Source organism: Streptomyces sp. MK37H, assembly GCF_018035285.1.
GTDB classification, from domain to species: Bacteria; Actinomycetota; Actinomycetes; order Streptomycetales; family Streptomycetaceae; genus Streptomyces; species Streptomyces endocoffeicus.
Window position 1 is genome coordinate 1 of sequence record NZ_JAAAYH010000167.1, and the last position, 17,519, is coordinate 17,519.

At 71.7% G+C, this 17,519-nt stretch carries 16 protein-coding genes, 1 tRNA gene and 1 pseudogene; 12 read left to right on the top strand and 6 right to left on the bottom strand.

Annotation, left to right across the window (positions count from 1 at the left end; all coding sequences use genetic code 11):
- Positions 1–1,859, top strand: a 1,859-nt coding sequence (locus GWI24_RS22850) for a helix-hairpin-helix domain-containing protein (protein ID WP_247616755.1), incomplete at its 5' end; no start/stop codon positions are given.
- Between the two features lie 361 nt (positions 1,860–2,220).
- Here GWI24_RS22850 and GWI24_RS22855 read toward each other — a convergent pair.
- Positions 2,221–2,913 carry a hypothetical protein gene (locus GWI24_RS22855; protein WP_210947785.1) on the bottom strand — a complete coding sequence of 231 codons (693 nt, stop codon included), beginning with the start codon at positions 2,911–2,913 and terminating at the stop codon, positions 2,221–2,223.
- 47 nt (positions 2,914–2,960) lie between these two features.
- On the opposite strand from GWI24_RS22855, the gene GWI24_RS22860 reads away from it, so the two are divergent.
- Positions 2,961–3,149, top strand: coding sequence for a DUF5703 family protein (locus GWI24_RS22860; RefSeq protein WP_014059547.1), 189 nt, complete (start codon positions 2,961–2,963; stop codon positions 3,147–3,149).
- Positions 3,150–3,364: 215 nt separating this feature from the next.
- On the opposite strand, the gene GWI24_RS22865 is transcribed toward GWI24_RS22860, so the two are convergent.
- Positions 3,365–4,291 (bottom strand): chaplin, encoded by a 927-nt coding sequence (locus GWI24_RS22865; protein WP_210947786.1) that lies wholly within the window; start codon positions 4,289–4,291, stop codon positions 3,365–3,367.
- Positions 4,292–4,653: 362 nt separating this feature from the next.
- Positions 4,654–5,991 carry a M20/M25/M40 family metallo-hydrolase gene (locus GWI24_RS22870; RefSeq protein ID WP_210947787.1) on the bottom strand — a complete coding sequence of 446 codons (1,338 nt, stop codon included), beginning with the start codon at positions 5,989–5,991 and terminating at the stop codon, positions 4,654–4,656.
- Positions 5,992–6,233: 242 nt separating this feature from the next.
- Between GWI24_RS22870 and GWI24_RS22875 the strand changes: the two genes are divergently transcribed.
- Together GWI24_RS22875 and GWI24_RS45455 are read left to right on the top strand one after the other, a co-directional pair.
- Positions 6,234–6,318: transfer RNA gene (locus GWI24_RS22875), tRNA-Leu, on the top strand.
- A gap of 255 nt (positions 6,319–6,573) precedes the next feature.
- Positions 6,574–6,777 (top strand): annotated as a pseudogene (locus GWI24_RS45455) (TetR family transcriptional regulator); the annotation flags it as partial.
- A 90-nt stretch (positions 6,778–6,867) separates the two neighbouring features.
- Here the strand turns inward: GWI24_RS45455 and GWI24_RS22880 are convergent.
- Positions 6,868–8,346 carry a HAMP domain-containing sensor histidine kinase gene (locus GWI24_RS22880; protein WP_210947788.1) on the bottom strand — a complete coding sequence of 493 codons (1,479 nt, stop codon included), beginning with the start codon at positions 8,344–8,346 and terminating at the stop codon, positions 6,868–6,870.
- Positions 8,343–9,077 carry a response regulator transcription factor gene (locus GWI24_RS22885; RefSeq protein WP_281790419.1) on the bottom strand — a complete coding sequence of 245 codons (735 nt, stop codon included), beginning with the start codon at positions 9,075–9,077 and terminating at the stop codon, positions 8,343–8,345. The genes GWI24_RS22880 and GWI24_RS22885 overlap by 4 nt, the downstream gene beginning before the upstream one ends.
- A 148-nt stretch (positions 9,078–9,225) precedes the next feature.
- Between GWI24_RS22885 and GWI24_RS22890 the strand changes: the two genes are divergently transcribed.
- The 8 genes from GWI24_RS22890 (at position 9,226) to GWI24_RS22925 (ending at position 16,710) form a co-directional block, all read left to right on the top strand.
- Positions 9,226–10,590 carry a ferredoxin reductase family protein gene (locus GWI24_RS22890; protein ID WP_210947789.1) on the top strand — a complete coding sequence of 455 codons (1,365 nt, stop codon included), beginning with the start codon at positions 9,226–9,228 and terminating at the stop codon, positions 10,588–10,590.
- A gap of 34 nt (positions 10,591–10,624) precedes the next feature.
- Complete coding sequence (locus GWI24_RS22895) at positions 10,625–11,077, top strand: FMN-binding protein (protein WP_210947790.1); 453 nt, start codon at positions 10,625–10,627, stop codon at positions 11,075–11,077.
- Positions 11,078–11,120: 43 nt separating this feature from the next.
- Positions 11,121–11,831, top strand: a complete 711-nt coding sequence (locus GWI24_RS22900; protein ID WP_210947796.1) for an FAD:protein FMN transferase — start codon at positions 11,121–11,123, stop codon at positions 11,829–11,831.
- 173 nt (positions 11,832–12,004) lie between these two features.
- The gene (locus GWI24_RS22905; protein WP_210947798.1) at positions 12,005–12,145 is read left to right on the top strand and encodes a hypothetical protein; all 141 of its coding nucleotides are present in this window, start codon (positions 12,005–12,007) and stop codon (positions 12,143–12,145) included.
- Positions 12,142–12,231 (top strand): K(+)-transporting ATPase subunit F, encoded by a 90-nt coding sequence (kdpF, locus tag GWI24_RS22910; RefSeq protein WP_210947791.1) that lies wholly within the window; start codon positions 12,142–12,144, stop codon positions 12,229–12,231. Before GWI24_RS22905 ends, kdpF begins: the two co-directional genes overlap by 4 nt.
- A gap of 8 nt (positions 12,232–12,239) precedes the next feature.
- The gene (gene kdpA / locus GWI24_RS22915) at positions 12,240–13,901 is read left to right on the top strand and encodes a potassium-transporting ATPase subunit KdpA (RefSeq protein ID WP_210947792.1); all 1,662 of its coding nucleotides are present in this window, start codon (positions 12,240–12,242) and stop codon (positions 13,899–13,901) included.
- The gene (gene kdpB, locus GWI24_RS22920; RefSeq protein ID WP_247616756.1) at positions 13,901–16,036 is read left to right on the top strand and encodes a potassium-transporting ATPase subunit KdpB; all 2,136 of its coding nucleotides are present in this window, start codon (positions 13,901–13,903) and stop codon (positions 16,034–16,036) included. Before kdpA ends, kdpB begins: the two co-directional genes overlap by 1 nt.
- 5 nt (positions 16,037–16,041) lie before the next feature.
- The gene (locus GWI24_RS22925) at positions 16,042–16,710 is read left to right on the top strand and encodes a potassium-transporting ATPase subunit C (protein ID WP_210947793.1); all 669 of its coding nucleotides are present in this window, start codon (positions 16,042–16,044) and stop codon (positions 16,708–16,710) included.
- 131 nt (positions 16,711–16,841) lie between these two features.
- Here the strand turns inward: GWI24_RS22925 and GWI24_RS22930 are convergent.
- A partial coding sequence (locus tag GWI24_RS22930) for a hypothetical protein (protein ID WP_210947794.1) occupies positions 16,842–17,519 on the bottom strand: 678 nt, incomplete at its 5' end.

A 17,519-nucleotide genomic window follows, 5' to 3' on the forward strand; every position in this document is an offset into this window, starting at 1 on the left:
CGGCGCCCGCCTCCGCGCCCGCTCCCGTACGTCCGCCGTCGGCCCGTCCGGCGCGCGGGCCGGGGGGTGAGATCCCCGGCAGTGGCGACGTCCGGGAGGTGCTCGCGGCGGGCGGGGCTCCCGAGACCCTGGCCGGGAAGGTCGCCGAAACGCTCGGGGAGCACGCCGCCGAGGCGCTGCGCGAGGACCCCTGGCAACTGCTGGCCGTGCCCGGCGTACGCCCCGACCAGGCGGACGGCTTCGCCCGCTCCCTCCTCGGCCCGGCCTGCGAGCCCGGCGACGAGCGCCGTGCGCTGGCGCTCACCGGCTGGCTGCTGGAGCGCGCCGCCCTCGAAGGGCATACGGCGCTGGAGTCGTCCGCGCTGCGTGATGCGCTCGCCAAGGCGTCCGTGCCGGACCCGGACGAGGCGCTGCGCACCGCGATCGCGGAGGGTGCGGTGCTGGTCTTCCAGGACGCGCTCGACGCCCCGGCGGGGGCCCGTCCCCGGGCGGCCGAGGACGAGGACGCCGAGCAGCCGGTGCGGGTGCTGCTGGGGCTGGACCGCTATGCCCTGGCGGAGGAGAGCCTGGCCGACGGTCTCGCCCGGCTGGCGAGCACCTTCGCCCCCTCTCAGGACGGCGAGGCGCCGACGGGCGATGCCGAGTGGGAGAGCGCGGCCGCCGCCGCGCCGTCCGCCTCCGCCGCGGAGCTCATCCGTACCGTCGCGGCCCACGGCCTGGTCGCCCACAGCGGTGGCGAGGCGGCGCGCGCCGAACCGGCGGCGCTGGTCGCCGCCGCCCGTGCGATGGGCCTGCGGGCCTACGCGGCCGCGCACACCGAGGACGGCAGGCGGCGGCTGGCCGCCGCCCTGGGCGAGGCCCCGGACACCGACCCGGACCAGGCCCCGGAGGCCGCCTCGGCGGCCGTCACGGTCGCCGGGCTGCTGGCCGGCGCCGAGGGCCCCGGACGCGACGAGGAGGGCGCGCCGGCGCTCGATCTGCTCGTCGTCCTGGACGCCCCGCAGCTCGATGTGGAGACGGCCGCGATGCTGGTCGAGTCGCTGCCGGACGGCGCCCGTCTGGTGCTCAGCGGGGATCCCGGGGTGCTGTGGTCGGCCGGTCCCGGCCGGGTCTTCGCGGACCTGGTGGCGGCCCGCCGCTGCCCGCAGGTCGTCTCCCGCACCCCCGACCCGGGCCCCATCGGCGAGCTGGTCTCGGGCATCGGGATCGGCGAGCTCAACCAGGTGGAGGCGCCCGGTAAGGAGGTCGTGATCGTGCCCGTACGGGACGCGGGCGAGGCGGTGCACCGCACCGTGCAGCTCGTCGCCGACTCGGTGCCCCGTGCGATCGGCGTCCCGCCGGAGCAGACCCAGGTGATCACCCCGGGCCACGGCGGCGCGGCCGGCACCCGCGCGCTCAACGCGGCCCTGAAGGACCGCCTCAACCCAGGCCCCGGCCGGTTCGGCGGCTTCGACCCGGGCGACCGCGTGGCGTACACCCCGGCCCCGGGCCGTACGGTGCCGGGCACCGTGGTCTCGGCGGACGCCGAGGGGCTGCGTCTGGACTGCGCGGGCACACCGGTCGTGGTGCCGCGCGAGGAGGTCGGCGAGCTGGTGCGGCACGGCTGGGCCCTCACCGCGCACCAGGCGGCGGGAGCGCGCTGGCCCGCGGCCGTGGTGGTGCTGCCGGGCGACGCCACGGCGGGGCTGACCCGGGCCTGGGTCTACACGGCCTTCGGCCGCGGTGAGCGCCATCTGTCGGTGGTCCACGGCGCGGAGGCGGCGCTGCCGCGAGCGGTGGCGGAAACCCCCTTCAAGGACCGCACCACCCGCCTACGAGCCCTCCTCCAGGCCCAGGTCCCACCCGCGCCCACTGGCTGACCGACGGGCCCGCGCCAGCCCCGGCCCGCGGCGGTCACCCGGATCACCCGACCTCGCGGTCAGGCGATTCGGGCCGCGTGATCCGGAACCGAGGGGCCCCACGCCAAGCGGCCCGGAACCGCGCGGCCCAAAGCGAAACGGTCCCGGACCGAGCGATCCGGGACCGGCTGGTCCGGAGTCGAGCGGTTCGGGCCGGTCCGAAGCGGAACGGCCCGGCCTGAGTGCTCCGGGACCGAGCGGTCCCGGAGCCCACCGCCCGGAACCGAGCCGCCCGGTACCGAGCAATCCGCGGCCCAGCGATTCGGGGCCGGTTGATCCAAAGCCAAGCGGCCCGGAGCCAAGCGGACCCGAACCCCAGAACTCAGCTGCCCGGCTCCAGGACCTCCAGGTCGTCCTCGTCCTCGTCCTCGATCTCCTCGTCGTCCTCGAGCTCCTCGTCGAAGACCGAGCTCATGTCGAAGCGGCACACGACCATATGCGGATCCGCCTGGTCGAAGGGGGCGGAGAGCCACTCCCCCGGCTCCGGGGCCTCCTCGGCCGCCACCACCCAGAGCGTGGAGTCACCCTCCTCCAGGCCGAACTCCTTGTGCCGAGAGGCGATCTCGTCCGGCTCGAACTCGCCGAAGACCACCCCCAGGGCGGTGTGCACGCTCTCCCCGGCGGCCGCCCCGCCGCCCTGCTTGTCGCTCCCCGTGTCGATGTCCGGATCCAGGTCGGCGATCCGCTGCGCCTGCGAGAGCAGTCGCTGCGGTTCGGCGACGACGTAGTCCCTGCGGATCAGCACGCTCAGCGCGCTCGGCTCCTCCGGCCCGGTGTAGGCGGGGAGGCGGTCGTCACCAGGGATCTCGAAGGGCGTCACCTCGTCGTAGGCGTCATAGAGCAGCTCGTCGTAGACCTCGGCTGCCGCGGCCAGTTCGTTGAACGCGGCGTAGACGGCCGGATCGCCTTCCCCCGACCGGCGTTCGACAGCGTCGAGGTGACGATCCAGTGCGGCTTTCACCGCTTCGGCGGCGGCACGTACCTCGGCAGCGGATGGCTGCGCAGCATCAGACATAGTGCAGACGCTATCCGTAGCAGGGCAGTTCCCGCACAATAGATGCGATGCCGGAATACGAATTCTGTGATGTGTATGTGCCGCGCGGCGTTTCCCGCAAGGCCACTACCCGCCTGCTCACCGACCATGCCGAGTACGGACACTGGGAGTTGGATCGCTTGAGACTCAACCCCGACGGCAGCCGCAGAGTGCGATTGCGGCGCCGGATCATCCGCCAGCTCCGGGCGACCTGGTAGCGGGCCGGGGCATGACCGGGCGGGCCCCGCTTGGCGCGGGGCCCGCCCGGAGTGACGCCACCGTCACCCGGCGTATGGGATCCGGTGTGTGATGTGCGGCGTGTGTTTGGGTGCGGTGCACGGTGTGCGGTGCGGTGGGGCCACCGCCCGGCACCTGTCAGCACCCATCAGCGCGAGGTGTGATCAGCGCGAGGTGTGATCAGCGCGAGGTGTGATCAGCGCTGTGCGGCGCGGGCCCGGCGGTAGAGCACCGTGCCCGCCAGCAGCATGCCCGCGGCGGCCGGAATGGCCAGCTCGACGGGGCCCGCACCGGTGTGCGCGAGCTGCTCCTTGCTGCCGAGGTTCGCGGACGGGTCGAGGCCGTGGGCTCCTGCGTGCTCGGCCTGGTGGCCCTGCGAGGAGTCCCCGGGCTGCTCCGAGCCACCACCGGGGTTCGAACCCCCCGGGTTGCTCGGGTTACCGGGGTTGCCCGGGTTCCCAGGCTGACCCGGGTTTCCGGGGTTCCCCGGGTTACCAGGGTTTCCGGGGTTGCCCGGATTGCCAGGATTCCCCGGGTTCCCGGGGTTCCCGGGGTTCCCCGGATTCCCCGGGTTGCCAGGGTTCCCGGGGTTCCCAGGATTCCCCGGGTTGCCCGGGTTGCCCGGGTTGCCCGGCTCCTCCGGCTCCCCCGGGTTCTCCGGCACCGCCGGCACCGTCTCCCCGCAGTCGCCGCCATCACTGCTGTTCCCGAACCCGACCGCGCTGACGTTGTTCCCGCACACATTGACCGGGACGCCGATCGGGGCCTGGATGTTGTTGCCGGAGCCGATGCCCGATGAGCCGCTGCTGCTGCCCTGCGCCTGCGAGCCGCCGGACTGCGAGCCGCCACCGCCGGACGAGTCGCCCGAGCCGCCACCGGTCCGGTCGCCGCACTGCCCCCCGCCGGCGCCGTTGAAGACACCGACGACGCTGACCGTGTTTCCACACAGGTTCACCGGCACATGCACCGGCGCCTGGATGTTGTTGCCCGAGACGACGCCCGGCGAGTACGCGGCGCCACCGTCGGCGCCCGACCCCGCCGCATGGGCATAGCCGCCGGTCACGGCGAGAACGCCGCTGGCCGCGGCTACGGTGATCAGGCCCTTTTTCGCAACCTGTCGCATAACTTTCTGCTCCCCTAGCCTTCCGTCCCGGACGGAGTGCGCGCGGGCGATCTCGCCCGCACCCCCATCCCCGAGCGGCCCCGGAGCGCGCACACTCCGAGACCACCCGGGATCACACCCCGGTGGACCGTGACTCGATGTCACGTGATCGATGCGGTAGTTGCCGAAGGCGGGGCACAGCACCACCCCCTTGTCGGCATCGCGACCCGGTTACGGGCCGCACACACCATGTAACGAGAAGGGAGCAATCAAGCTATCAAGCTACGACACCATTCACCCTTTTTGGTCCCTTCGGTATGTGTGATCGATTAGGCCGATCGTGTCAGCCCCTCAGCGGGCCCAGCAGCCCCCTCAGCACACCCTCAGCAGGCGTCCAGGAACCGGTCCAGCACCCGCACACCGAACTTCAGCCCGTCCACCGGCACCCGCTCGTCGACCCCGTGGAACATCCCGGCGAAGTCCAGCTCCGGGGGCAGCCGCAGCGGCGCGAAGCCGAAGCAGCGGATGCCGAGGTCGTCGAAGGACTTCGCGTCCGTACCGCCCGAGAGGCAGTACGGCACGGCGCGGGCGATCGGGTCCTCGGCCTTCAGCGCCGACTGCATGGCGTCCACCAGCGCCCCGTCGAAGGTGGTCTCCAGCGCCTTGTCCGCGTGCACGTCCTCCCGCTTGACCCGCGGGCCGAGGATGCGGTCGAGGTCGGCCAGGAACTCCTCCTCGAACCCCGGCAGGAAGCGCCCGTCCACATGCGCCGTGGCCTGCCCCGGAATGACGTTGACCTTGTAGCCGGCGCTGAGCATGGTCGGGGCGGCGGTGTTCTGGAGCGTGGCCCCGATGATCTTCGCGATGCCGCCCAGCTTGGCGAGCGTCTCGTCCATGTTCTCCGGGTCGAGCGGAGTGCCGAGCGCGTCGGACAGCTCGTCCAGGAAGGACCGTACGGTCTTGGTGACCCGCACCGGGAACTTGTGCCGCCCGAGCCGCCCGACCGCCTCGGTCAGCTCGGTGATGGCGTTGTCGTTGTTGGTCATCGAGCCATGACCCGCGGTGCCGTCCACCGTGAGCCGCATCCAGTGCATGCCCTTCTGCGCGGTCTCGATCAGATAGAGCCGCAGCTGCTCGTTGACGGTGAAGGAGAAGCCGCCGACCTCGCCGATCGCCTCGGTCACGCCCTCAAAGAGCTCGGGGTGGTTGTTGACCAGGTGCTTGGCCCCGTAGACCCCGCCCGCCTCCTCATCGGCGAGGAACGCCAGCACGATGTCGCGCGGGGGCTTGCGGCCGCTGCGCAGCCGCTCCCGGACGACCGCGAGCGTCATCGCGTCCATGTCCTTCATGTCCACCGCGCCCCGGCCCCAGACGCAGTCGTCCACGATCTCGCCGGAGAAGGGGTGGTGGGTCCAGTCCTCGGCATTGGCCGGTACGACGTCGGTGTGGCCGTGGATGAGCAGCGCGGGACGGGACGGATCCTCCCCCTCGATGCGTGCCACGGTCGACGCCCTGCCCTTGTGCGACTCGAAGATCTTGGGCTCGAGCCCCACCTCGGCCAGCTTCTCGGCGACATACTCGGCGGCCGCGCGCTCACCGGGGCCGGAGTGGTCGCCATAGTTACTGGTGTCGATCCGGATCAGGTCACGGCAGAGGTCGACCACCTCGTCCTCACCCTTGACCGTCCCGGTCGTCGTCGCGCCCGAAAGCGACTCACTCACGATGCCTCCTCGTCGTTGCGCTGCCACGGAACGCCCTGCCACGGACCCCGCGGCAGGGGTCACCCGCCCATCCTCCTCCGCTCGCCCGCCGAGCCCAAGGCGGCAATACCGCCGTCATGCCCCCGTCACACAGCCCGCCCACCCGGCCACCCCGGAGCACGACCGGCCGTGATCGAGCACGTCCCGATGTTTGCTATGGTTTTCCATGTCGGAGCGGCCACGGGCCGACCGGCGGACACCTGGTCCGGGTGGCGGAATGGCAGACGCGCTAGCTTGAGGTGCTAGTGCCCTTTATCGGGCGTGGGGGTTCAAGTCCCCCCTCGGACACATACTGACAGCCCAGGGCTTCACGAGAGTGCTGGTCGAGTCTCATCTCGGCCAGCACTTTGCGTTTCCCGGAGGTGGTGACGCACGTCAGGGCGGCGGAGCGAGGGCAGTCGGGCTCGCGGAACAGCGGCATCTCCGGCCGCCCTCGGCCTCGTTCTCCGCGGAGCGCCGCTGCGCCCCCGGGGGCTGGCATCCTCGACTTCGCATCGCGGAGTGGACGGGCACGGACGGACCCTGAGCCGCATCGGGCCGGGAGCGCGTCAGGTGATCGCACAGCACAAGGCCCAGCAGGCCCGCAGGCTGGTGCGCATGTGCACCGAAGCCGGGCTGCCCGATCCCGAGCAGGCGGCGGCCGAGATCACCTTCGCCCTTGAAGGCGCGCAGGTCAGTGCGCGAAACGGAAGCATCGAACAGGCGGGCCGTCGCCTGCTCACCATCGTCGAGGCCATCGTGGACCGGACCGCCGACCGCTTGATGTCGATCCAGTCGCGGGAACGGGCCCAGCCCCGCCCCCGGCCACCACGCACCCGCCGCAGAACCCGTGCACTCTCAGGCGTGATGTCCACGCACGAACGGCCGAATCGGAGTGAGCGGGAGCCTGGTCCGGAAGGCCGTGGCGCCCGGGACGCTGGTCAGCGTGATCGTGCCGCCGTGGGCCGCCACCACGGCCCGGACGATCGCCAGCCCCAGCCCGGTGCCGCCCGCCGCCCGGGACCGGCCGGGATCCGCGCGCGCGAACCGCTCGAACACCTCGTCCTGGAGTCCGTCGGGCACCCCCGGACCGTCGTCCGATACCGTCAGCTCCGCCCAGGCCGCACCGGCCGTGGCGAGCCGTACGGTGACCCGGGTGCCGGGCGGGGTGTGGGTACGGGCGTTGGTCAGCAGATTGCCCACCACCTGCTGGAGCCGGTGCTCGTCGCCGAGCACCGTCACCGGCTCCTCGGCCAGCTCCAGCGTCCAGCGGTGGCCGGGCCCGGCGGCCCGTGCGTCGCCCGTCGCGTCGAGTACCAGCCGGGTCAGATCGACCGGTCGGCGGGCCAGAGGCCGTCCCGCGTCGAGCCGGGCGAGCAGCAGCAGATCGTCCACCAGCGTGGACATCCGCTCCGACTCGGCCTGGATCCGCTCCAGCGCGTGCCGCACGTCATCCGGCACCGGCCCCGGATGGCGCAGCGCCAGCTCGGCGTGGCCACGGACGGAGGCCACCGGTGTCCGCAGCTCATGACTGGCGTCGGCGGCGAAGTGCCGCAGCCGCTCCTCGCTCGCCTGGCGACGGGCGAGCGCGTCCCCGACGTGGCCGAGCATCCGGTTGAGCGCGGTGCCCACCTGGCCCACCTCGGTGTGTGGATCGGTGTCCGGCACCGGCGGCGGCATGGCCACCTCACCGCTGGCCAGCGGCAGCTCGGCCACCCCGGCGGCGGTCGTGGTCACCCGCCGCAGCGGGCGCAGCGACAGCCGTACCCACAGTGCCCCGGCCACCCCGGTGACCAGCAGCGCGCTGCCGAACACCACGCTCTCCACGATCTCCAGCCGGTGCACGGTCTCCTCCACCGGACGCAGCGGCAGCCCGGTGACCAGGACATCCCCGTCGTCCCCGTGGACGGCGACCACGCGGTAGCCGCCGAGCGCGGACAGACGCACGCTGTGGCCGTCGCCGTCCACTGGCAGCCCCGCCAGGACCGCCCGGTCGGCGCCGGTCAGCGGTACGGCGGCGTCCGTCTGGTCGCGTACCACCGCCGCGTCGGTCGTCGTACCGCGCAGCAGCCGGGCGCCGAAGGTGCGGTCCGACTGTCCACGGGTGTCGGGCGCGTTGTCGGCGTCGGGGTGCCGCTCACCGTGTTCCAGGCTGGCCGGGAACCGGCCGCCGGCCGCCGTGAGCTGCTGGTCCAGCCGCCGCACCAGAAACCCCTCCAGGGCGAACACCGTGGTCAGCCCCACCGCCAGACTCGCCACCGCGAGCAGCACCACCAGCCCGGCGGTCAGCCTGGCACGCAGCGTACGGGGCGGCCACCTGGTGAACGGCCGCCTCATGAAACCTCCGCCTTCAGGACGTAGCCGACCCCGCGCACGGTGTGGATCAGTGGCGCCCGCCCCGCGTCGATCTTCTTGCGCAGATAGCTGATGTACAGCTCGACCACATGGGCCTGGCCGCCGAAGTCGTAGCTCCACACCCGGTCCAGGATCTGCGCCTTGGACAGCACCCGCCGGGGGTTGCGCATCAGGAACCGCAGCAGCTCGAACTCGGTGCGGGACAGCTCCACGGCCACACCCCCGCGGGTCACCTCCCGCGCCTGCTCGTCCATCACCAGATCCGCGACCACCAGCCGGTCGTCGCCCGGCTCCCGCGCCATCCCGGCCCGGCGCAGCAGCCCGCGCAGCCGGGCCAGCACCTCCTCCAGGCTGAACGGCTTGGTCACATAGTCGTCCCCACCCGCCGTGATACCCGCGATCCGGTCCTCCACCGCGTCGCGCGCGGTCAGGAACAGCACGCACACATCCGGCAGCTCCGCCCGCACCGCGCGCAGCACCGCGAGCCCGTCGGTGTCCGGCAGCATCCAGTCGAGCACCACCGCGTCCGGGCGGAACGCCCGCGCGGCGTCCAGCGCGGACGCGCCGTCGGCGGCGGTGCGGGCCTCCCAGCCCTCGTAGCGCAGCGCACCCGACAGCACCTCGGTCAGATCGGGTTCGTCGTCGACGACGAGGACGCGGACCCGGGCGCCGTCGGGCCGCAGCAGAGAACGGCCGGTGGGGTGCGTATCCATGATGCGTCCAGCATCCCTCGCGGTGTGCGGTGCCGAGACCCGCCCTTCCTCTGAGTTTCCTCTGAATCCGAACGCGTCCGCCCGGGTTCAGAGGGTCCTCAGAGCTTCGCGCGTGACGCTGGCCGGGCACGTCACCGAGAGGACTCCCATGAGCAGCACGACGCCGCCGGTCCCGGCCATGACCCGCCCGTCCCGGTCGGCACCGCGCCCGCCCAGCCCCGTACCGGTGCTCACGCACGTGATGATCTGGGGCGGGGCCGCCGCCGTCCTGGCGCTGTGGTGGAGCGACACCCCCTCGGTCGTCGGCGCCGCCGGCTGGCTGACCGGCGCGGGGCGGATCACCGGTCTGCTCGCCGGTTACGCCTGCGCGATCCTCCTGCTGCTGATGGCGCGTGTACCGCTGCTGGACCGCGCCATCGGCACCGATCGGCTGGCCCGCTGGCACGCGATGGGCGGCCGCTACACGATCTCGCTGGCCTGCGCCCATGTCCTGCTGATCATCTGGGGGTACTCGCTGGAATCGCGCACCGGCGTGGTGGACCAGACCACCACTCTGGTCCTCCACTACCCGGACCTGCTCAAGGGGACGATCGGCTTCTCGCTGCTCCTCGTCACCGCGATCGTGTCCGCGCGGGCCGTGCGCCGTCGCCTCCCCTACGAGACCTGGCACCTTCTGCACTTCGCGACCTATCTCGCGGTCTTCCTGGCCTTCGGACACCAGCTCTCCGACGGGGCCGACTTCACCGGGGACCGCACGGCCCAGCTGGTCTGGTACGCCCTCTACATCGCGGTGGCGGCCCTGCTGGCCTGGTACCGGTTCGCCGTCCCGGTGCGCCGGGCGCTGCGCCACCGGCTGTACGTCACCGAGGTCCGGCCCGAGGCTCCGGGCGTCGTATCGGTGTATCTGTCGGGCAGCGGGCTGGCGGAGCTGCGCGCGGAGCCCGGCCAGTTCTTCCGGTGGCGGTTCCTGACGCGGGGCATGTGGTGGGCCGCCAACCCCTACTCCCTGTCCGCCGCCCCACACCCGGCGTACTTGCGGATCACCGTCAAGGCGTCCGGTAGCCACAGTGCGGCCCTCGCCCATCTCCGGCCAGGCACCCGGGTTCTCGCCGAGGGCCCGTACGGGGCCTTCACCGCACGCCGCCGCCGCACCCGCAAGACCCTCCTCCTGGGCGGCGGCGTCGGGATCACCCCGCTGCGGACCCTCTTCGAGACGCTGCCCGGCGAGGTGACTCTCATCTACCGGGCCCGGCGCCCCGAGGACCTGGCCCTGCGCGGCGAGCTCGACGCACTCGCCGCCGCGCGCGGGGCGGCCGTCCATTACGTCGTGGACGAGCCCGCCGCCTACTCCTCTCCGCTGACCGCTGGGGCGCTGCGCGGTCTGGTACCCGATCTCGCCGAACGAGACGTCTACCTGTGCGGCCCACCGGGCATGACGGAGGCCGCGCTGGGCGCCCTGCACGAGGCGGGGGTACCGCGCCGCCGTGTCCACCACGAGTCGTTCGCGTTCTGAGTCCGATCCGCGCCGCGTCCGAAGGAGATCCACCGTGCGCAAGGCCGCCGTGACCACCGTCTCGACCGTGGCAGGTGTGATCCTGCTGCTGTCGCTCAAACCGCACCAGAAGCCGGCCCCGGACTTGACGGCATCGCCAGCCCCCTCCGGGACACCGGGAGCGTCGACGTCCCCCGCGCCGAGCGGGCACGAGCGCTCGAACGGCGGCGCCTCCGGCACGTACACCGGCAGCGTGATCAATACCTCGTACGGACCGGTCCAGGTGTCCGTCACGCTCTCCCACGGCAGGATCACCACTGTCAAGGCGCTCCGGACTCCGTCCGACCGCCCCCGCTCCCAGCAGATCGCCGCGGACGCCGTGCCCCGGCTCACCCAGGAGGCGCTGAGCGCCCAGAGCGCGCACATCGACGCCGTTTCCGGCGCCACCTACACCAGCGAGGGGTACGCCCGGTCCCTGCAGAGCGCACTGGACAAGGCCGGTGTCTGAGGCATCCACCCCCGCGCGCGGAATGCGCCACGTCGAGCACGCCATGGGCACGGTGTTCTCCTTCGACCTCCGCGATCCGGTCACCCCGCCCGTCCGCCGGGCCCTGAAGGAGGCCGTGGCCTGGCTGCACCACGTGGACGAGGTCTTCTCCACCTACCGTCCCGACAGCGCGATCAGCCGCCTCGGCCGGGGCGAGCCGGTCCCGGAGCGGCACGGGCCCGAGGTGGCCGAGGTGTTCGCGTTGTGCGAGGAGGTGGCGCACGCCACCGACGGCTGGTTCAGCCACACCCCCGGCGGCCGGCTCGACCCGTCCGGATTGGTCAAGGGCTGGGCGGTCGAACGGGCGTCGCGGATGCTGTACGAGGAGGGCGCGCACAACACCTGCGTCAACGGTGGCGGCGACATCCAGCTGCGTGGCGAAGCCGCCCCCGGCACGCCCTGGCGGATCGGCATCGCGCACCCCGCCCGCCCTGGGAAGCCGGCTGCCGTGGTCACCGGACGTGATCTGGCCGTCGCCACCTCGGGGACGGCCGAGCGCGGCGCGCACGTGATGGACCCGCACACCGGCCGGCCCGCCACCGCCCTGGCCTCTCTCACGCTGACCGGCCGCAGCCTCACCCGGACCGACGCCTACGCCACGGCCGCGTTCGCCATGGGCGCCGGGTCCCGTGACTGGATCGAGGCTTGGGACGGCCACGAGGGGCTGGGGATCACCGCGGCGGGCGAAATCTGGCGCACCCCGGGTTTTCTCTGAGCCACCCGCACCGCCCTACGGCGCCTCGCGCCACCCCACGGCGGCAGAACGATCGGTTCCGGCCACCCCTCGCCGCAGCGCCCGTAAGAGCCGCGTCAAAGGCGCGCTGATCGCCGTATGGGACCCGTCAACGACGCGCGGATCCGGCCATGGGACGGGGTTTCCTTCTTGCGTTGTCCGTTCGATCCGCTGTTCGCGGATCTTCCCCGACCTCTTTCCAGGAGCTCGCGATGGCCGATGTGGCCTTCGTCGTCGCCACGATCGCGGTGTTCGCGCTGGTGGCCCTTGTCGCCAAAGGGGTGACGAAGCTGTGACCGCCGAAAACGTCGTCGGCCTGATCGTGGCCGTCGCCCTGCTGGGCTATCTCGTCCTCGCCCTGCTCTTCCCGGAGAGGTTCTGAGAACAAGCATGAGTCCCGTCCTCGCCGGTGTGCTGCAGCTGCTCGCCCTCATAGGGGCGCTGGCGCTCGCCTACGTCCCCCTCGGCACCTACATGGCCAGGGTCTACTCCTCCGACAAGCACTGGCGGGTGGAGAAGTGGATCTACAAGGGCATCGGTGCCAACCCCGACACCCAGATGCGCTGGACCGCGTATCTGCGCGGGGTGCTGGCCTTCTCGGTGGCCGGGGTGCTCTTCCTCTATCTGCTGCAGCGGCTCCAGGGCAGCCTGCCCGGTTCGCTGGGGTTCTCCTCGATCGAGCCCGCGCAGGCGTTCGACACGGCCGCGTCCTTCGTGACGAACACCAACTGGCAGTCGTACTACGGCGAGCAGGCCATGGGCCATGTCGTGCAGACCGCCGGTCTGGCCGTGCAGAACTTCGTGTCCGCGGCGGTGGGCATAGCCGTCGCGGTGGCGCTGGTGCGCGGTTTCGCGCGCTCGCGCACCGGTGAGCTCGGGAACTTCTGGGCCGATCTGGTGCGCGGCACGGTCCGCGTCCTGGTGCCGGTGGCGGCGGTCGCCGCCGTGGTGCTGGTCGCCTGCGGGGCGATCCAGAACTTCTCCGGCATCCACGAGGTCGGCCAGTTCATGGGCGGCTCGCAGCAGTGGAACGGCGGCGCCGTGGCCTCGCAGGAGGCCATCAAGGAGCTGGGCACCAACGGCGCCGGATACTTCAACGCCAACAGCGCCCACCCGTTCGAGAACCCGACCCCGTTCACCAACCTCTTCGAGATCTTCCTGATCCTGGTCATTCCGCTGGCGCTGACCCGCACCTTCGGCGTCATGGTCGGCTCGGTCAAGCAGGGCTACGCGATCCTGGCGACCATGGTCACCATCTGGGTCGGCTTCGTCGCCCTGCTGATGTGGACCGAGTTCGCCCACCACGGCCCGGCGCTGCAGGCCGCCGGTGGTGCGATGGAGGGCAAGGAGACCCGGTTCGGGGTCGGCGCCTCGGCGCTCTTCGGGGTGTCGACCACGCTCACCTCGACCGGAGCGGTGGACTCCTTCCACTCCTCCTTCACCGGCCTGGGCGGCGGCATCACCATGCTCGGCATGATGCTGGGCGAGATCGCGCCCGGCGGTGTGGGCTCCGGCCTCTACGGGATGCTGATCATGGCGATCATCGCGGTGTTCATCGCCGGGCTGATGGTCGGCCGTACGCCCGAGTACCTGGGCAAGAAGATCGGTGCCCGCGAGATCAAGCTGGCGGCCTGCTACATCCTGGTCACCCCGGCGCTGGTGCTGATCTTCACCGCCGTCTCCATGGCCCTGCCGACGCCGCCGAACTCGATGCTCAACTCCGGTGCGCACGGCTTCTCCGAGGTGCTGTACGCCTTCACCTCCGCCTCGAACAACAACGGCTCGGCCTTCGCCGGCCTGAACGCGAACACCGACTGGTACAACACCACGACCGGGCTCGCGATGCTGTTCGGCCGCTTCGTGCCCATGGTCTTCGTGCTGGCGCTCGCGGGCTCGCTCGCCGAGCAGCGGCCGGTCCCGGCCACGGCGGGCACGCTGCGCACCGAGAAGCCGCTGTTCACCGGGTTGTTGGTGGGCTCGATCCTGATCATCACCGGTCTGACGTACTTCCCGGCGCTGGCGCTGGGGCCGCTGGCCGAGGGGTTGGCGTGATGACCACCCGCACAGAAAACCACGAGGACTCCATGTCCACTGCCACTCCGACCAGGGCGCCGCACAGCGGCGTTCCCACCGGGCACGCCCCGGCCGAGGACCGTGTCGGCGCGGGCCTCTTCGACCCCCGGCAGCTGCTGCGGTCGCTGCCGGACGCCTTCCGCAAGCTGGACCCGCGGGTGATGGTGAAGTCGCCCGTGATGTTCGTCGTGCTGGTCGGGTCCGTACTGACCACCGCGTTCTCGTGTCAGGACCCGGGCGACTGGTTCGGCTGGGCGATCAGCGCCTGGCTGTGGCTGACCGTGATCTTCGCCAATCTGGCGGAGGCGGTCGCCGAGGGCCGTGGCAAGGCGCAGGCCGACACCCTGCGCAAGGCCAAGACCGACACCGTCGCGCGCCGGCTGCTGGGGGACGGCTCGGAGGAGCGGATCCCCGGCACCGGGCTGACCATCGGTGACCTGGTGGTCTGCGAGGCCGGCGATGTCATCCCCGGCGACGGCGATGTCGTCGAGGGCGTCGCCTCGGTCGACGAGTCGGCGATCACCGGCGAGTCGGCGCCGGTGATCCGGGAGTCCGGTGGCGACCGTTCGGCCGTGACCGGTGGCACGAAGGTGCTGTCCGACCGCATCGTCATCAGGATCACCACCAAGCCGGGCGAGACCTTCATCGACCGGATGATCAACCTGGTCGAGGGCGCCGCACGGCAGAAGACGCCCAACGAGATCGCGCTGAACATCCTGCTCGCCTCGCTGACCATCGCGTTCCTGCTCGCCTGCGCCACACTGCCGCCGTTCGCGGATTACGCGGGCACGCATCTGACGATGGTGGTGCTGGTGGCGCTGCTGGTCTGTCTGATCCCGACGACGATCGGCGCGCTGCTGTCGGCGATCGGCATCGCGGGCATGGACCGGCTGGTGCAGCGCAATGTGCTGGCGATGTCGGGCCGGGCGGTGGAGGCCGCCGGTGATGTCTCCACGCTGCTGCTGGACAAGACCGGCACCATCACCCTGGGCAACCGGCAGGCGGCGGAGTTCGTGCCGGTGCGCGGCACCACCGAGGCCGAGGTGGCGGACGCCGCCCAGCTGTCCTCGCTGGCCGACGAGACCCCCGAGGGCCGGTCCGTCGTCGTCCTGGCGAAGGAGGCGTACGGGCTGCGCGAGCGCCACCAGGGCGAGCTGGTGGGGGCCGAGTGGATCGAGTTCACCGCGCAGACCCGGATGTCGGGTGTGGACGTCGGCGAGCGGAAGATCCGCAAGGGGGCGGCCGGTTCGGTCATCGCCTGGGTCCGGGAGCGGGGCGGTACGGTCGCCGAGGACGCGGACCGGATCGCCCACCGGATCTCCGCGGCCGGTGGCACCCCGCTGCTGGTGGCGGTGCACGACGCCGGTGGGGCCCGGGTCCTGGGCGTCATCCACCTCAAGGACGTGGTCAAGGAGGGCATGCGGGAGCGGTTCGACGAGCTGCGCCGCATGGGCATCAAGACCGTCATGATCACGGGTGACAACCCGCTGACGGCCAAGGCGATAGCCGAGGAGGCGGGCGTCGACGACTTCCTCGCCGAGGCCACGCCCGAGGACAAGATGGCCCTGATCAAGCGGGAGCAGGCGGGCGGCAAGCTGGTCGCGATGACCGGTGACGGCACCAACGACGCCCCGGCGCTGGCGCAGGCGGACGTCGGGGTGGCGATGAACACCGGTACGTCGGCCGCCAAGGAGGCCGGCAACATGGTCGACCTCGACTCCAACCCGACCAAGCTGATCGAGATCGTGGAGATCGGCAAGCAGTTGCTGATCACCCGGGGCGCGCTGACCACCTTCTCCATCGCCAACGATGTCGCGAAGTACTTCGCGATCATCCCGGCGCTGTTCGCGGCGGTCTACCCGGGCCTGGACAAGTTGAACATCATGCGGCTGTCCTCGCCGGACTCGGCGATCCTGTCCGCGGTCATCTTCAACGCGCTGATCATCATAGCTCTGGTGCCGCTGGCCCTGCGGGGTGTGCGCTACCGGCCGATGAGCGCGGACCGGATGCTGCGGCGCAACCTCGGGATCTACGGCCTCGGCGGCCTGATCGCGCCCTTCGTCGGCATCAAGATCATCGACATGCTCATCTCCCTCATCCCCGGGATCGGCTGATCGCCATGAACCATTCCGTCACGAACACCGTCCGGCTGTTCGGCGCCGGGCTGCGCGCCCTGCTGATGCTGACCCTGGTCACGGGCGTCATCTACCCGCTGCTGGTCACCGGCGTCGCCCAGGGGCTGTTCCACGACAAGGCGAACGGCTCCGAGATCACGGCGCACGGCAAGGTCGTCGGCTCCTCGCTGATCGGGCAGTCGTACGGCCTGCCGCTGAAGAAGGGTCAGGAGACCCCGGACCCCGATCTGAAGTGGTTCCAGGGCCGCCCGGCGCATGGCCTCGGCAGCAACAGCGTCAACACCCAGTACAAGTTGCTGCTGTCGGGAGCCACCAACCTCTCCGCCGACAGCAGGGACCTCCTCCAGCAGGTCCGGGACGCCAAGGCCGCGGTCATCAAGAACAACTCGGTGCCCGGCTACACCGTCAAGCCGTCCCAGGTCCCCGCCGAGGCGGTGACGTCCTCCGGCTCCGGTCTGGACCCGGACATCTCCCCGCGGTACGCGAAGATCCAGGTCCACCGGGTCGCGGAGCGGAACGGGCTGTCCGTCGGCCAGGTGGAGAAGCTGGTCAAGGACAACACCGAGGGGCGCACGATCGGGTTCATCGGCGAGCCGCGGGTGAACGTCCTGGAGCTGAACGTCGCGCTCAAGGACCTGGTGGCCAAGCGCTGAGGCTCAGCACCGGGGTTCGCGTGCCGAGGAGTTCCGCGGCTTTGGGGAACGGGAGTCGGCGGCCGGAGACATTCTCCGGCCGTCGGCTCTCTGTGCCGCTGGGCGGGGGGAACCACTGCGCTGGGGAACCACTACGCGGGTGAACCGCTGCGCGGCCGCTCCGGCAGCACGGCCCGGTCGGGCGGGGACGCGGCGTCCGTGCTGGTCTTGGTGGTCTTGGTGGGCTTGGTGGTGGTGAGGTCCTCGATGCGGTCGGCGAACCCCGGCTCCGGCAGCGGGAGGTCGATGTCGGGGTCGTCGGTGAAATCGACGGCCTCGGCGACGTAGTGGATGACCGCCCTGGTGGCGGGCGGGACCTCCTGTCCCCTCTTCAGGCCGTGCAGGATGCGGAGGGCGGCGGCCATCTCGTGGTCGGTGGCGGTCCAGTCCTCCACGGTGTCGGTGACCGGCGGAATGTCGTTGCCCGCCTGCTCGTGCCACCACTCGAGCCACGCGTGCGCCTGGCCGTCCTCGCCCAGGGCCATGTGGTGGAGGTAGAGGCAGTACGCGGCGGCGGGGTCACCGGCCCCGGCGGCGAACTGCCACCAGAACTGGGCGTGGTCCTCATGCCCGGCCAGCTGGAGCACGCATCCCAGGACCCGGGAGCCCGGCGGTTCCAGGATGCGGCGGGTGAGGAAGTCCCGCAGCTGGGTCAGGGCGTCGGGGCGGGCGATGATCGCCTCGCACAGGGTGTGCAGATCCTGCGCCATCCGCTCGTCCGCGCCCGGCGCCGCGGCTCCGGCGGCTCCGGCGGCTCCGGCGGCCGTGGC